General features: G+C 46.6%; 17 protein-coding genes and 2 pseudogenes. 4 read left to right on the top strand and 15 right to left on the bottom strand.

From position 1 onward, the window contains the following. Nucleotides 1–391: 391 nt before the first annotated feature. Nucleotides 392–580: a hypothetical protein gene (locus tag PCO85_03095; GenBank protein WJV54464.1), complete on the bottom strand. Its 189-nt coding sequence runs from the start codon at nt 578–580 to the stop codon at nt 392–394. Nucleotides 581–888: 308 nt separating this feature from the next. Here PCO85_03095 and PCO85_03090 point away from each other — a divergent pair, with 308 nt between their 5' ends. Then, a complete protein-coding gene (locus PCO85_03090; protein ID WJV54463.1) occupies nt 889–2,034 on the top strand; it encodes a DUF262 domain-containing protein in 1,146 nt (381 codons plus the stop codon). A gap of 10 nt (nt 2,035–2,044) precedes the next feature. Next, nucleotides 2,045–2,764 carry an MAE_28990/MAE_18760 family HEPN-like nuclease gene (locus PCO85_03085; protein WJV54462.1) on the top strand — a complete coding sequence of 240 codons (720 nt, stop codon included), beginning with the start codon at nt 2,045–2,047 and terminating at the stop codon, nt 2,762–2,764. Here the strand turns inward: PCO85_03085 and PCO85_03080 are convergent. From PCO85_03080 to PCO85_03020, 13 genes and pseudogenes are all read right to left on the bottom strand, one after another. Beyond that, complete coding sequence (locus PCO85_03080; protein ID WJV54461.1) at nt 2,743–3,789, bottom strand: DNA cytosine methyltransferase; 1,047 nt, start codon at nt 3,787–3,789, stop codon at nt 2,743–2,745. The genes PCO85_03085 and PCO85_03080 overlap by 22 nt on opposite strands. Nucleotides 3,790–3,919: 130 nt before the next feature. Beyond that, nucleotides 3,920–4,093: pseudogene (locus PCO85_03075) on the bottom strand (DinI family protein). Nucleotides 4,094–4,238: 145 nt separating this feature from the next. After that, nucleotides 4,239–4,649 (bottom strand): type II toxin-antitoxin system HicB family antitoxin, encoded by a 411-nt coding sequence (locus PCO85_03070; GenBank protein WJV54460.1) that lies wholly within the window; start codon nt 4,647–4,649, stop codon nt 4,239–4,241. 26 nt (nt 4,650–4,675) lie between these two features. After that, nucleotides 4,676–4,855: a type II toxin-antitoxin system HicA family toxin gene (locus tag PCO85_03065; GenBank protein WJV54459.1), complete on the bottom strand. Its 180-nt coding sequence runs from the start codon at nt 4,853–4,855 to the stop codon at nt 4,676–4,678. Nucleotides 4,856–4,952: 97 nt separating this feature from the next. Continuing rightward, nucleotides 4,953–7,214, bottom strand: coding sequence for a replication endonuclease (locus PCO85_03060; protein WJV54458.1), 2,262 nt, complete (start codon nt 7,212–7,214; stop codon nt 4,953–4,955). 100 nt (nt 7,215–7,314) lie between these two features. Further along, nucleotides 7,315–8,250 (bottom strand): Dam family site-specific DNA-(adenine-N6)-methyltransferase, encoded by a 936-nt coding sequence (locus PCO85_03055; protein WJV54457.1) that lies wholly within the window; start codon nt 8,248–8,250, stop codon nt 7,315–7,317. Next, entirely contained in the window at nt 8,247–8,765 is a 519-nt protein-coding gene (locus PCO85_03050; GenBank protein ID WJV54456.1) for a DUF3850 domain-containing protein, read from the bottom strand. Before PCO85_03050 ends, PCO85_03055 begins: the two co-directional genes overlap by 4 nt. Next, entirely contained in the window at nt 8,762–8,986 is a 225-nt protein-coding gene (locus PCO85_03045; protein ID WJV54455.1) for a TraR/DksA family transcriptional regulator, read from the bottom strand. The genes PCO85_03050 and PCO85_03045 overlap by 4 nt, the downstream gene beginning before the upstream one ends. Then, the gene (locus tag PCO85_03040) at nt 8,986–9,228 is read right to left on the bottom strand and encodes a DUF2732 family protein (GenBank protein ID WJV54454.1); all 243 of its coding nucleotides are present in this window, start codon (nt 9,226–9,228) and stop codon (nt 8,986–8,988) included. Before PCO85_03040 ends, PCO85_03045 begins: the two co-directional genes overlap by 1 nt. A 68-nt stretch (nt 9,229–9,296) precedes the next feature. Beyond that, entirely contained in the window at nt 9,297–9,806 is a 510-nt protein-coding gene (locus PCO85_03035; protein ID WJV54453.1) for a replication protein B, read from the bottom strand. After that, complete coding sequence (locus PCO85_03030) at nt 9,803–9,976, bottom strand: hypothetical protein (GenBank protein WJV54452.1); 174 nt, start codon at nt 9,974–9,976, stop codon at nt 9,803–9,805. Before PCO85_03030 ends, PCO85_03035 begins: the two co-directional genes overlap by 4 nt. Nucleotides 9,977–10,075: 99 nt before the next feature. Next, nucleotides 10,076–10,579: a phage regulatory CII family protein gene (locus tag PCO85_03025; GenBank protein WJV54451.1), complete on the bottom strand. Its 504-nt coding sequence runs from the start codon at nt 10,577–10,579 to the stop codon at nt 10,076–10,078. A gap of 27 nt (nt 10,580–10,606) precedes the next feature. Continuing rightward, nucleotides 10,607–10,831, bottom strand: coding sequence for a regulator (locus PCO85_03020; protein ID WJV54450.1), 225 nt, complete (start codon nt 10,829–10,831; stop codon nt 10,607–10,609). Between the two features lie 131 nt (nt 10,832–10,962). Here PCO85_03020 and PCO85_03015 point away from each other — a divergent pair, with 131 nt between their 5' ends. Together PCO85_03015 and PCO85_03010 are read left to right on the top strand one after the other, a co-directional pair. Next, nucleotides 10,963–11,544, top strand: a complete 582-nt coding sequence (locus PCO85_03015) for a phage repressor protein CI (protein ID WJV54449.1) — start codon at nt 10,963–10,965, stop codon at nt 11,542–11,544. Nucleotide 11,545: 1 nt separating this feature from the next. After that, nucleotides 11,546–12,585 (top strand): annotated as a pseudogene (locus PCO85_03010) (tyrosine-type recombinase/integrase). A gap of 280 nt (nt 12,586–12,865) precedes the next feature. Here the strand turns inward: PCO85_03010 and PCO85_03005 are convergent. Next, complete coding sequence (locus PCO85_03005) at nt 12,866–13,555, bottom strand: hypothetical protein (GenBank protein WJV54448.1); 690 nt, start codon at nt 13,553–13,555, stop codon at nt 12,866–12,868. Nucleotides 13,556–13,596: the final 41 nt, after the last annotated feature.

Raw genomic sequence — 13,596 nt, 5'->3', positions numbered from 1 at the left:
TCAACAGTACGAAACCCAAATACTTCCTCAATCTTATTCAAATCGCCACTTGCAACCGTCTTACAGCAAGGACAAACGGCTTCAACTTGATACGCCATATACATCTCCGTATAACCATTATTTTAATAAGAATATCTAATGATTAAAAAGTAAAATGGGATGTAGACCTTGAAACAGAATTTCTCCTTAGAATGCCTTGCGCGCAATCATGGCCCCGCCACGCCTGCCCGCTTCGTGTAATGGTTTTCATGCAGGTGCATGATCCAGTTGAAAGCGCGGTGGTACTGGCGGCGAGTATGATTTCTTGCGTAATCTGGATCATGCGGATCCATGCACAGAATTACAATTTTTCGCTACCTGGCCGACGTGGCCAGATAGCAGAGGATACCGGTTAACTTTTCTGGCCCACGTTAGAGCAATTCTCAACCTGACCGCTTTCTATGTATTGTTGTTCGGCCAGATGAGAGATCATTGACAGAGCCATCTGTAAGTCTTTCTTGTCGCAGTCAGCTATTAACGCTATCTCAGCGATAAATTGCACACGGGATAATGCAAGCTGTGCGTTTTCTAAGGAGTCCATACCTTACCTCTCCACTGTACATATAAACAGCATTTTACAAACTGTAATAAACGTCAATAGGTTACTGTGGCATTAGGCTGGGTAAATCTGGCGTTCCGCTTCAAGCTTGCACCTGCGACGCAACTCACGCATTAAAAGTGATAGCGCGCAATCATGGCCCCGCTACGCCTGCCCGCTTTATGGGTCGGTTTTAATGCAGTTGTATTTATAGGCAATGCCTTGCCACTACTGGATTGGCTAGTATAGATTAGCGTCTTGTTTGACATGCAATTTTATGCACTTACACGCACAGTATGGATGAAAATATCATGGCGAGAAAAAAAGCGGAACACACACCAAAAACGAAGGAAGAAAAGGAACTATTAGACCAAAGCATCGTTGAGATGCAAAAAATCACTGACCATGAAATACGAGAGTTCCCTATCAGTGTCATCGTTGACAAGTTCCAGACAGGTCTTGCCGATGATGAAGCAGAGCTGTTCATCCCTGACTATCAGAGGGAGTTTATCTGGAATAATAAACAAAAATCCCGTTTTATTGAGTCCTTGCTTTTGAACCTCCCTATTCCTTATATATTCGTCGCCGATATTGGCTCTGGAGAAAATGAGGGTAGGCTTGAGATAGTTGACGGTAGTCAACGTATAAGAACCCTCCACCAATTCACTAACAACATGTTGACACTGGAAGGGCTTCAAAAGCTAGTAACCGCAAATGGTTTTAAATACTCTGATTTCAGCTCCCCCCGCCGCTTACGTTTCGATAGAAAAACGATTCGAATGATCGAACTTACCGAATATTGTGATGAAGAGACAAGAAGAGAGATTTTTGACCGGCTTAACACTGGAGGCAAGAAATTAACGACAATGGAACAGCGTCAAGGTAGCAACGACGGCCCATTCCTTGCTTTTGTCAATGAAATTTCTGAGGACGCCCTTTTCCAGAGTATCTGTCCTTTGGGTGATGCAAGAAAATGTCGCTCTGAATATCCAGAGTTAGCACTACGCTATTTTGCATATACAGAAGAATATCTTGAATTCAGAAAAAGTGTTGATGAATTTTTGACAACTTATTTGAAGCGTAAAAACGCTGAATACACTGAGAAAGATGCTGAAACGCTGACAACAAAATTCCATCAGATGTGTAAATTTATTGAAACCTATTTCCCTAATGGATTCAGAAAAGTTAAAAATGCCACTACAGTACCGAGAATTCGCTTCGAAGCCCTTGCTGTTGGTGCAACGTTAGCATTAGAAGAAGATCCAAACTTAGTACCACAAAATATTGAAAGTTGGATTAATTCCAAAGAATTCATTACCCACACTCGCTCAGATGCCAGCAACTCAAAACCAAAAGTAAAAGCACGCATTGAATATGTTAAAAACAAGTTACTTGGAAGAGATGTAGTTGAAGAAGCGAATGAAGAAGATGAAGATGAAGCTGATGAAATGGAATGAGGTGAAATAAATGGAGGAAATGACCAGCAAAATTCTTTTCAACGAAAGAATGCAAGATATTAATGAATATTTCTCATTCATTCAATTATTAATAAACAAGAGGCCATCTCTTGTTTATAAAGAAAACCCAGGCGATGAGCCTACAATGCTCACTGTCGATATGGACATGACGCATATTCTCAAGGCAAATGCGTTTATAATTTTATATAACCTGATAGAAGCAACCATTTCTAATGCTATTGAAGATATTCATAACGTGTTCATGTCCAACGAGGCATTATGTATAGACACAATAAATAAAAACCTGACAAAGGTAGCATTTCAAAGCCTGCACTCGCCAAATGGTCAGATAGATTTCTCGCAAGGAAATATAGCGAAAGTCATATTAAAGGAATGGTTAGCCGCTCATAAAAAACTAATTGAAGCAAATAAGAACCCATTATTCTCCGGAAATGTTGACGCAAAGAAAATTAGGGAGGTTGCAGAAAAATATGGTTTTTCCTCAGACACAAATGCAGAAGTCACACGTAACGGCTATAATTTACTTCCAATAAAAAAAGCAAGAAACGACCTTGCTCATGGTTCTGAGTCGTTCAGGAATAAAGGTAGAGACACTTCTATTGATACGTTAGTAAAAATGAAGGATGAAGTTTTCCACTACCTCAACTGTATCCTTGATAACATACAAACCTATCTTGATACGCAGTCCTATTTAAGAGCTGCCGGTTGAAACTCGCTCAGATGCTGAACGATTGAGAGACCAATGGCTTTACCTAAATTAACGGGAACAGCGTTACCTATCATGCGGCCTACGTTCTTCATTTTGATAGATTCGCCCGGTTGCGCAAATGAGTATGTAATAGGAAATGTTTGAAGTAATGCTGCTTCCCTAAGTGAGATTGCCCGATGTTGTTCTGGATGACCGAAACGACCATTCCCGAATCCATAACAAAGAGTTGTTATTGTTGGACTCGGCTTATCCCAAGACATGCGGCCATAAACACTACCGTAACCCTGTCCGCTCTCCTTCGCATGACATGAAGCTATCAATTCAGCAGGCCAATCTCTCCATGTACCTCCAGGCTTAGAATGCAAGATACGTTTGAGATTGATTTCACTCAACTTGCTAGCCTTATGGAGAGGATCTTTTGGGTCTGTTTGACCCGCTTCTAAAGCCGTCAAACCACCGATGCAATCCTTAACAGTCAGCGTAATGTCTGATTGTGGTTTTATTAAAGAAATGGGGGCGAATTTCGAGGCAAGCAATACATGCCTGACCCTGTTCTGAGGAACACCAAAATCTACACACTCAATCCTATCAGCCCAAACATGATAACCCAATGAGCTTAAGCTATTGTAAAAATCATCATAAACGGAATGTTTCGTCACATCAGGAACATTCTCCATAGTGACTATTTCCGGATTAGTTGCCCTTATTAATCTTTCGAATTCATATAGTAACGGCCACTTTTTATCATTTTTTTTATCTTTCCCTTGAGTGTACTTGGAAAAAGGTTGGCATGGTGCACAACCAGCTAACACCCTGACACTAGCCCCCTCAAAAAGGTTCTCAATTTCTTCTTTAGTCACCAGAGATATATCTTTTTCAATGAAAAGTGAGTCGTTATTGCTTTCGTAAGCAACACGACAATCACCTTCCAAATCAATGCCGGCAACAACGTCCAAACCGGCTAAATGTAAGCCATGCGTTAAGCCGCCTGCACCGCAAAAAAGATCAACAACTTTTACCGCCATCTTAGTCTCCGATTTATTTCCAAGCGGAGTATAACTGGGTATCTGTAAAATCTCGAGCATTTTAACAAAACCCTACTCAGTATCCACAGCTTTAAGTCGACTACTCACCCTAATCAATCTCGTATGGTTTTGCAGAGAAAACTACAGAAAATGACTTGCTTCTCAATAAGTTCCCCCTTGCAAGCTCAGCAATTAACTCCAGGGCAATCTCTCGATCTCGTTCCTGACATACACCTGCGGTTGTCAGGCGCGCAATCAGCTCCACACGTTCTAGCATTACACGTTCTTCTAATTCTTTATCCACATTGTCTCCTTCCATGAATACTGTATATAAATACAGTATAAGCATAACATTTCAAATTGTGAATAGTGTAAATATTAATTATCAACGGCCTGACCAAAAACAAAAAAAAAACCGCCGAAGCGGTTTTTTACGGTGAGTGGACAACCTAACGAATCACTGTGATCCGCTCCAGCGCAGCCTGTGCAAGAAAACCAGATCGGCTTTTAAATTCGGGATGGGAAGCAACAACACGATCAATACGGTCAATCAATACCTTTGGCAACGTGACGTTGATTTTTTCTGCGCCTCCCATCAGGCGGGAGACATCAACATCAACTAACGCCCATGTATAACCCGCATACTCCGGATTTTTCGCCAGATCCTGAACAGTGGAAACAGCAGGAATATCGCCCCCCGTCTCAATCAACAACTCAATGTGACCGGTAATAGCTTCTTTCGCGTTGCTCATTGCTTCATCAAGAGCATCACCAGCAGAAAAGCAACCCGGCAGATCGGGAACAGTCACACCATACGCGTGTTTTTCGTCGCCTGGCTCGATAGCAATTGGATACAACATATTTAGCCCCTCTCTGTGAAGCGGGGTTAAATCCCCGCTTGCTTCCTGATGCTTTTGACTGTGCCTATTGGCAAGTCCTTTTTAGGGTGTGGGATTGTCACCAATCCCGGTTTAGTCGGGTGAGTAAAATGGTGATGACTACCGTTAACCCTAACCAGAACCCAACCATCCGTTTTTATTTCTGCTATTAGCGTCTTGCTATCCATCCTTTCACCCGATCACCTTACGATAAAGTTATTATAACCCTAATAACCCCGATAAACAACCAAGATAGAGTTATTGGGGTTATTTTATTCCCATTCCTCACCACCCCCACCCGTCCACGGACTCTGACGGCAACCGAATATCTTCGCCATCCACGCGCAGGGTGGCACCGCGAACCAGCGCTTCACGTTCCTGACGACTGGTTTCTATTCCTCGCCGCTGCAAATCAGCCTGAATCCGGGTTAACTCCAGACGTTGTGCCATGGTTAAACGTGCCGACGGTGATCGCGGCGTGGCCGTTGTTGGGTCAATATTCTGTTGTAGCGTGCGTCGTCGTGTTATTTGCCCTCGGGCTGCGACTACCAACGACAGCACAGCGCCTTCATCATTCCAGTCAATCGGTATCGGGGGCGGCCCGGAAAACGCCGTATTGCCCTGATTTTGTGGGTTAACGTGGCGATTTTCCTCGGTGCTGCCGATGCCCGATCCACAGTTATTGACAGGACTCCGAGACGCGGCAGAGCCGCTTTTTAACGGCAAAACATCAACGTCAACGGCCTTTGGGACGATGCGCCATTCATCGGCTCGGGTGGTAAATACCTGGCCGGCGCCATAACGCGGCGAGAAGATCCCGACCACTTTTTGCACTTCTTCATCGTAGCTGTTGAGGTTGGCGGCCAGGGTACGCGCCACGCGGACAGTTTGCTGGTCACGCGGCACATTCGCGCCGCCCTGGGCTTTCATGTAGGCGGCAAAATCTCCGTCATCGGCGGCAAAACGGACTGCCTCTACTTGTTCGTCAAATTGGTCGGCCAGCGAACAGTCACGGATACGGCGGCACTCGCGATACGCACCCATTGTCGGGATACCAATCGGGTGAAATTGAGGGATACGCCACGTTGCCGCCCAGGCGGTAACGGCGGACGCCGCGTCCTTCAATGGCTTACCGGTTTCACCGTCCAACTCGCCATCTAGCGCGTAGCCGTCAATATTCTTGGCAATGTATTTGGCGATATAGCCTGCGGCTCCGCCTTTGTTCAGGTGCTTGCAGTCAAAGCGGTTTTCTTGTGCGCCGGGTTCGTCGCCATCGTCTTTCAAGGCATAGCGGCGCATGATGTCGATAATCTGCTGACGCTGCCCTTTTTCACAAAACAGCATCATGTGCCAGTGCGGCGTTCCGTCGTGATGTGGTTCAACAACACGCATCCCATACACCTGCAAATCATTATCTTTAAACGCGGTGCGCATTAGCCCCCACACCCGCACCAGGTAGCGCTGTCCGTCTTTCGGCGTGAAAGCTTCCCGGTCCCAATTTCGGTTAAACTGCACGTTCCGGGCTTTGCCGATCACTCGCGTCGGGTGATATTTGGAGGGTGTCGTAAGGGTGATAAACATGCCGACGTCATTCTGTTCGCTGGCGTAACGTTCAATACCGGCGATAGTGCTCATCAGCTCCATACGCCGGATCTCCGGGTTAGAGATACTCGCCATCACCTTGTCTATCAGGTCGAAACGTTCCCCGGTTGCGACGTTCTCCACCTCGCAGCTTTTCAGGAATTCAAGGTTGGCAAGACGGCGAGAATAGACTTCTCGGATCGCTTGTTTGCTGGCGTAGGGTGATGCGTCCTTGTTGACCTGGCCGATAGCTATCAGGAAGGCTTCACGCCAGCGGGTACGCTGTGCTTTCAACTGGCGCTCCCACCACTCCTCGTTACACAAACGAACCAGCGCGGCAAAGGCGCTGCGCATGTCCAGTTTTCCCCGGCAATACTTGCGCCAATGTAACGGCCTGACGTTAAATGCGCGGCACATCCCGGCGATTTTGCCGTACAGGTGGCTTTGCGCTTTGTGGGTAAACAGCACCGCATTATCCGGGCCATGTTCAGCCAGATAGTCATCACTCAGCCATTCGTAGTTTTTGCTGACTTGCCGGGCAATGCGACGGGCAAACTGTTTTAAATCTGGGTCGGTCATGTCTGGCAGATGGCGAAAGCCGTCGGATTCATCCAGCGCCCGGCGCAGATCAACCCCGTGGCGCAGATTGATAGCCTCAATCCGTGGCCACAATCGGCGCTCAACGGTCAGCACCAGATAACGAAAGGCGGCAGCTAATCCCTGGGATTTTTTCAGATACTCGTAACGGCTGCGGAAGCGGGCCGCCAGAAAGCGCGGTAAGGTATGCAGGCGGGATAAAACCGCTTGCCCCTGAAGGATTTCTTCACGGGTAAGCGCTCTTTCATCGGGGCCAATGGCGGGGCGAGGAGCGTTCCACGGGTAGGCGCCGACAAAGTGGCTCGGCTGACTACCCGGATCGGAGGTAGTTGAGGACGGGGCAGCATGGCCCCGGTGGGAGTGGGTCATCTGTTAATATCCTACCGGGAAAGGTGATACAGCATGATCCGGCAGGCAGCGGCCCCGACTAGCAAGCCGCAACCACAGGCGATAAAAGGAAAGGCGTAAATCATATTGCCCCCCGGTAGTGCTTATTTTTTAGTTCCCGGATTTCTTGACAGGTCACGCAGCCGCCGCGCACATAGCATCCGCAGTATTTACAGACAGGTAGAACGCCGATTACCTCTTTGGCCTTCTGGCGGTTGTCTATGTCGGAGCTGACAGAACGTTGCACGCTGATTTCGTGCATTGTGAAAGGCTGGTAAATTTCGCGGGTTAACAGGGTGTCGCTGTTGGAAATAACGCACTGGACGCCGTGTTTTCTGTTTGCTTCAAGCAAGGCGGCGGCTAACGCACGGTGATCGGCAGCAGTGAATGCAGAGGCATGGTATTGCGTAAAATTAGCTGTTTCACTGATGGGCAGGTACGGCGGATCGCAGTAAACGAGAACGTCGCCACCAGTGACGACCTGTAGGGAACGCTGGAATGGCGCGCAAAGAAATATCGCCTTAGTATCATTGGCTTTTTCGGCAAACAGGCGAATTTCATTTTCAGGAAAGTAGACGCTTTTATACTTGCCAAACGGCACATTAAAGCCAGTCTTACGGCTGTAACGGCAAACGCCGTTATAACAATGGCGGTTCAGATAGAGGAATTGCGCAGCGCGTCCAATATTCTCCAGCGTATGCGCACACATACGCGCGGATCGCCTCTGAGTGTTGAAAGCAGTGCGAATTTTGCCGTAGCCCTCGGCATCATTGAACTTTTCAAAGATTCCTTGCGCGGCTTCGATAACCAGATCCGTATAGCTGGTTACACAGCGATACAGGTTAATAAGATCCGGGTTGATATCGGCCAGCACATAGCGGCGGTAATCCGTATTCAGGAACACCGACGCACCGCCGACAAACGGTTCAATCAGGCAATCAGCGGCGGGAAGGTGTGACAGCAAATCGGGTAGGACGCGGGTTTTACCCCCCGCCCATTTGATGAACGGACGGATCATGATTTATCCCCTGACTCATCGCCATAGATCCAGACCCCATCATTGGCGATCATTGCACCGGGAGATGCCCCAGATTCAGTATCCCTGAACATCGCAAACCCAAGCGGGTGCAGAATTTCACGATTGATACGTTTAATTAGCCCCAGCGCACTCAATTGATTCCAGTCTAGCCATTCACAACCGCCTATTTGCATGCGGTCTGCCGGTGAGTCTGGTATTTTGCTGAGATCCAGGAGTAGTGGAGAATTATCCGACTCAATACGCGTATTATCGACCGACAGAATTGCAGAACCATTAGAGCCGTGAAGAGCGTCACCAACAATGCGAACATTATTTATCGTTGTCCTGATGCAATTGCCTGTATATTTCTCTTCTACTGATATCCATTCGCGCAATACTAGATAATCACCAGGCGTATAAACCCGATCATTAACGCGACAAATAATATTGTTCCTCCCAGAACACAATTTCTGAAACAGGTCAGTAGTAATCTTCAACTCATGCGCATTACTCATAAAGCACCTCGATAGTGTTTGTTTTTTAGTTCCTGGATTTCTTGACAGGTTACGCAGCAGCACACGCCGGGAACGGCGGCCCGGCGTTCTTCTGGGATTGGGGCGTTGCACTCTTCACAGAAAAAGGCAGACGCCCGAAAGGGTAACGCTCGGGCCTTTGCTACTTGGGCGGCTAGCAGCATGTTCTGCTGTTCCTGGGAAATATCCATGCTGTCCGCCATTAGTGATGCTCCTTCGCTTGCTGATGGACTTTTTCTGCTTCCTGGCGTAGCAATTCGATAATTTCGGCACCGCTTAATTGTTCCTGTTCTGCGTATACGGCCAGCCGGTCAAGATGGCTGGAAAACAGGACGGCGGCGTGTGCCTTTTCTTCTTTTCTAGCAGCACTTAATGCCTGTGCTAAACTCCACTGATTTGCTTCACGAGCTAATTTCTCTTGATGTGCTTGTGCAATAGTTTGCATAGTGTTTTCTCGTTTTCAGGTAAAAGAATGCCCGACGCGGTGAAGCGTCTGATTTTTCCGGGCGTTAATTAACAGGTATAAATTTCGGGTTTAATACTGGTCAAAATAGCGGGTGAATCTTCGAACGCGCTTAACAGCTCCTGCAATGAGCGAATTAACGCGGGTTTCCATTCACAGCTATCGCTTTCAATACGCCAGATTGGTTGATTAAATTCCTCGGCAGATAATCCGGCATGGAAAAATAACGATTTTCTTTCGCTAATAGATAAACGCTGAATAAACGTAGTATTGCTAATTTCGTGTTTACGGTATTTAGCAAAGGCGCGGCGTAATTCATCCAGTGCGCCGATCACTCGTTCGCAAACGCTGGTTTCCATTTCTTCAAGGTGATAAACCGCAACGCTCTGATTAAGCCCGGCATGGAAAACAACCGTTGCCCGGTAACGTTCAGGCAGGTGATTGTAAAAATCACAAGATTGCTGCCAGCGGCTACCGGCAAAGTGCTTGCCAATCAGGGCGCGTAAGTTGCCTGGCATGGTGTTCAGGTGCCCGGCAGTAAATGCGTAATGCTGGTTCATGAATGCCTCCTGAATAAGTCTTTGAACGTGCCGCTGGGTGGTGCCCAGCGACGGCCATCGGGCCGGATAATGATCCCCTGTTTACCTTTCCCGTGACGGATCTCTGCGGGGAGTGGTTTCTCTACCTGATGACGCCAGAGAAAAGGTGCAATAGATATCGGTTTTTGCATTGTTCCCTCCTGTTGGTAACTGCCCACAAATAGGCAGTTGCGAGTAGGTGCCGGGATGTTTCACCACGCCCGGCGCGTGGTTTCCCCTGGTGTTGTTATTCAGCTCAAACTTGCGCCTATCCCGCTGATAGCGTCTACGGTGGACGCCAGCGCCGGGTTTGCCTGGATGCGTGTTTGCAGCGACAAGCCAACTAACGACAGATATTTGATACCGGAGTTAATACTGCTGATAAATGCGTGGCGTCGTGTCTGGCTCATGCGTTCGGTAGAGACGCTTTCCGCCGCTACGGCACCCATCGCGGCGGTGGCCTGCAACACGTAAGTGGTGATGCGTTCGGCGTTCGCTTCGTTCATGGGAACGGCGGGCATACATTTGAGCTGTGCCAGTAGGCCATCAATCAGTGTGGCGTCTTCGGTCACATCAGTGATGGTCAGCAATTCTTCACATGTCAGTTTATGAGGCTGTTCCGGGTTTAATTTGTTGCGCAGCATTTGAGGCCGTATGTTGACGGCGTTTGCCACATCGACCAGATTCTGCTGACTGGCAAATTTTCGGCAGGCATCATCAAAAAGTGGCTGTTTGGCGATCTGGTAATCAAACATGGTTATCGTCGTCCTAAATCGCAATGATTAGTTCGCGTTAAGCGAAATGTCACACTGACTCAAGGCTTGGATCGTCAAGGCAGCCATATTCACTTCGACCAGCCCTTTCTTTTGCTGACCTTTCGGTTTGATAGGCAATTTCCCGTATTCAATCAGGTTTCTGGCTGTTTCTTTATTGGTGCCAGTGCGACGGCAATACTCGTCTAAGGGGAGGTATGGTTCAGGGATGATAATTGTAATGTTGGGACGCATAAGGCAAACTCCTGATTAGATTGATACGGCAATATCAGTCAATGACAGTTAAAAACTAACTACAAGATGGAGATTAGCTAGATATTTTCTACATGTCAATATTTGTAGATTTAATCTAGCTTTAAAATTTTATGGCTAGATTCCGTATAAACCCCGATGCAGGTAGTGGCCCAATTTTGGACCGAGTGATTGAAGCCTATGGATTTACTCAGAAAGCTCACCTTGCTGACCATCTAGACATAGCATCTAGCTCATTAGCGGCGCGCTACAAACGTGGCGGTTTGCCCAGTGACATTATGGTGCAATGCATGATGGAAACAGGAGTAACGCTTGAATGGTTATTGACAGGATCTGGTGAAAAACATCAAGATAATGGCACTACCTCTACAAGTGTTGTTAGAAAAAGTCTAATTAGAGGTGAGCTTATTGATGCAGGCTATGTCTTGCTCGATAAATCGCTATTCATTGAGCCACGCACGTTCCCCAATAAACCTCAGTTAGTGGTTGACTCAGACACGCAATACATAGTTGATTTACATTTAGAATTAGTCAGCGATGGGCTATGGCTAGTCAATATTGAAGGAAAAATAAGTGTGAGGTCTCTAACACGTATCCCTGTCAAACGATTGAAAGTTGAAGGTGCGGGCGTGGCCTTTGACTGCAATATTGATGACATTACAGTATTAGGTAGAGTCGTTCTCACTATTCAATAATATGAGTGTACGTAAGTTAAAAAGCGGTGATTGGCTCGCGGATTTTTATACTATTAATCGCAGCGACGGCAAGCAAGGTAAGCGTGTCCGTAAAAAATTTGCGACTAAAGGCGAGGCTCTGGCCTTTGAAAACTATACCCTACAAAAAATTGAAAATGCACCCTGGCTAGGCGATGGAAAAGATCGCCGCAGCCTAACAGACTTGGTTCATCTTTGGTTCGAGCGACACGGCATTACTCTTCGTGATGGGGAAAAAAAGAAAATCATCCATGCTTTGGGCGGCTGATTGCATGGGTTCCCCTCTCGCTGAAGAATTTAGCGCACAGCTTTTTACTGCTTATAGGGCTAAACGACTAGATGGGCAATTCGCACGAACTAAACGCATTAGCAAAGTTTCCCCTCGCACGATGAACCTTGAGCACGCCTATTTTTTGGCGGTGTTTAATGAATTAAAACGTCTGGGGGAATGGAGCGCACCTAACCCACTTGAGAATGTTCGCCAGTTTCGCACCGATGAAAGCGAAATGGCCTATCTCACCGGCGAAGATATCGACCGCCTTTTGCTTGAATGCCGCCAAAGCTCAGCTAAAGACCTTGAGATGATCGTCAAAATTTGCCTAGCTACTGGCGCGCGTTGGAGTGAGTCAGAAAGCCTTAAACGCTCACAAATATCGGCAGGCAAGGTGACATTCATAAAAACCAAAGGTAAAAAAAAACCGGACGATTCCATTAGACCCGGAATTAATAGCTGAACTGCCAAAAAAGAGCGGCACCATATTCACGCCATGTTATTACGCATTTAGAAATGCTATCGAGCGAGCAGGGATTGCCCTTCCTCCCGGACAGCTCACTCACGTTCTACGTCACACTTTTGCATCCCACTTTATGATGAACGGCGGGAACATCTTGGTACTGCAAAAAATACTTGGTCACACTGATATTAAAATGACAATGCGCTATGCTCACTTTGCCCCAAATCATCTGGAGGAGGCAGCTAAGCTCAATCCTCTAAAATGTCGCAAAAGTGTCGCGCCAGCTTAGGATTACTGCCCTTTATTGTCTTGTATATATTTATCAACTCACTGTTTTATAACTAAGTTATTGTTTTTCAGTTGGTTTAAATGGTTCTCATAATCGCTTGGTCCCCCGTTCAAGCCGGGGAGGGGCCACCAAATAAAACAAGGAGTTACGTTAATAGCGTAACTCCTTTGTTGTTTCTGGGATACTTATGGGATACCTCAGAACGGTAATAACCGGTATTAAAAATACTTTTATCATCAAAAAAGGTACCTAAGCGACCTAATTTGACCTCCAAAAGAATTTAGAGATCCAAACTTCTTTTAACAAGTTCACCAACTATAGGCCACATAACCGGCTGCACAGACTCCCATACAGGCCCACAAACTTTAGCGAGCAAAGATTTGGCTCCTTTACCATTCCCCTCATTTGCTGCTGCAACAGCAGCTGTGATATCAGCCAGCTGATCGCTATTAACAGACTGCCCTTGTTGTTCAAGGATAGAAATCAACTTTGCCACAATTTCTGAGTCAGAACTGGCGGCGGTAATACCCATAGATTGGCTAACGCTCTCACCTTGTCCCAATTGCATGTTACTGAATTGTCCACCAGTAATAGTAAGATTATTGACTATACGCTGAACCCTCTGTGGACGATTGGGTGCTTTTCTTGATTCCTTGTAGCCCGCCTCTGTTAAATACACGTATTCACGCTTGCTGTATGACCCGATGAAGATAACAGAACTATTTCTATCGTTATCGTACATAGCCATAGGACCAGTTTTGATCAATTTGTCTTTCTCAAGATCTGAGAATGCCACTTCAAAATCTATAGTTGTAATATCTGCAACATTGCATATCGCCGTTGCCAATGCCTCGGGTTTTGGGCCTTCATAACCCGACTTCAAATCTTTAGCAGTTAACTCTCTATCGCTAAAATCCGCTAATAACGTCCCAAGAATTTGCTTTGCTGCTTCGTCTAATTGTCCAGCCATTTACGTAATCCTTATGTTTTTAGTTCCAAATTATATGGGAC

This window comes from Prodigiosinella aquatilis, assembly GCA_030388725.1.
GTDB lineage: Bacteria > Pseudomonadota > Gammaproteobacteria > Enterobacterales > Enterobacteriaceae > Prodigiosinella > Prodigiosinella aquatilis.
This window is presented reverse-complemented; position numbering and strand designations above follow the sequence as displayed.

What these genes read in the sequence shown, in the direction of transcription:
- PCO85_03095 (WJV54464.1), bottom strand. Translation starts at nt 580, where the DNA reads ATGGACTCCTTAGAAAACGCACAGCTTGCATTATCCCGTGTGCAATTT.
- PCO85_03090 (WJV54463.1), top strand. Translation starts at nt 889, where the DNA reads ATGGCGAGAAAAAAAGCGGAACACACACCAAAAACGAAGGAAGAAAAG.
- PCO85_03085 (WJV54462.1), top strand. Translation starts at nt 2,045, where the DNA reads ATGGAGGAAATGACCAGCAAAATTCTTTTCAACGAAAGAATGCAAGAT.
- PCO85_03080 (WJV54461.1), bottom strand. Translation starts at nt 3,789, where the DNA reads ATGGCGGTAAAAGTTGTTGATCTTTTTTGCGGTGCAGGCGGCTTAACG.
- PCO85_03070 (WJV54460.1), bottom strand. Translation starts at nt 4,649, where the DNA reads ATGTTGTATCCAATTGCTATCGAGCCAGGCGACGAAAAACACGCGTAT.
- PCO85_03065 (WJV54459.1), bottom strand. Translation starts at nt 4,855, where the DNA reads ATGGATAGCAAGACGCTAATAGCAGAAATAAAAACGGATGGTTGGGTT.
- PCO85_03060 (WJV54458.1), bottom strand. Translation starts at nt 7,214, where the DNA reads ATGACCCACTCCCACCGGGGCCATGCTGCCCCGTCCTCAACTACCTCC.
- PCO85_03055 (WJV54457.1), bottom strand. Translation starts at nt 8,250, where the DNA reads ATGATCCGTCCGTTCATCAAATGGGCGGGGGGTAAAACCCGCGTCCTA.
- PCO85_03050 (WJV54456.1), bottom strand. Translation starts at nt 8,765, where the DNA reads ATGAGTAATGCGCATGAGTTGAAGATTACTACTGACCTGTTTCAGAAA.
- PCO85_03045 (WJV54455.1), bottom strand. Translation starts at nt 8,986, where the DNA reads ATGGCGGACAGCATGGATATTTCCCAGGAACAGCAGAACATGCTGCTA.
- PCO85_03040 (WJV54454.1), bottom strand. Translation starts at nt 9,228, where the DNA reads ATGCAAACTATTGCACAAGCACATCAAGAGAAATTAGCTCGTGAAGCA.
- PCO85_03035 (WJV54453.1), bottom strand. Translation starts at nt 9,806, where the DNA reads ATGAACCAGCATTACGCATTTACTGCCGGGCACCTGAACACCATGCCA.
- PCO85_03030 (WJV54452.1), bottom strand. Translation starts at nt 9,976, where the DNA reads ATGCAAAAACCGATATCTATTGCACCTTTTCTCTGGCGTCATCAGGTA.
- PCO85_03025 (WJV54451.1), bottom strand. Translation starts at nt 10,579, where the DNA reads ATGTTTGATTACCAGATCGCCAAACAGCCACTTTTTGATGATGCCTGC.
- PCO85_03020 (WJV54450.1), bottom strand. Translation starts at nt 10,831, where the DNA reads ATGCGTCCCAACATTACAATTATCATCCCTGAACCATACCTCCCCTTA.
- PCO85_03015 (WJV54449.1), top strand. Translation starts at nt 10,963, where the DNA reads ATGGCTAGATTCCGTATAAACCCCGATGCAGGTAGTGGCCCAATTTTG.
- PCO85_03005 (WJV54448.1), bottom strand. Translation starts at nt 13,555, where the DNA reads ATGGCTGGACAATTAGACGAAGCAGCAAAGCAAATTCTTGGGACGTTA.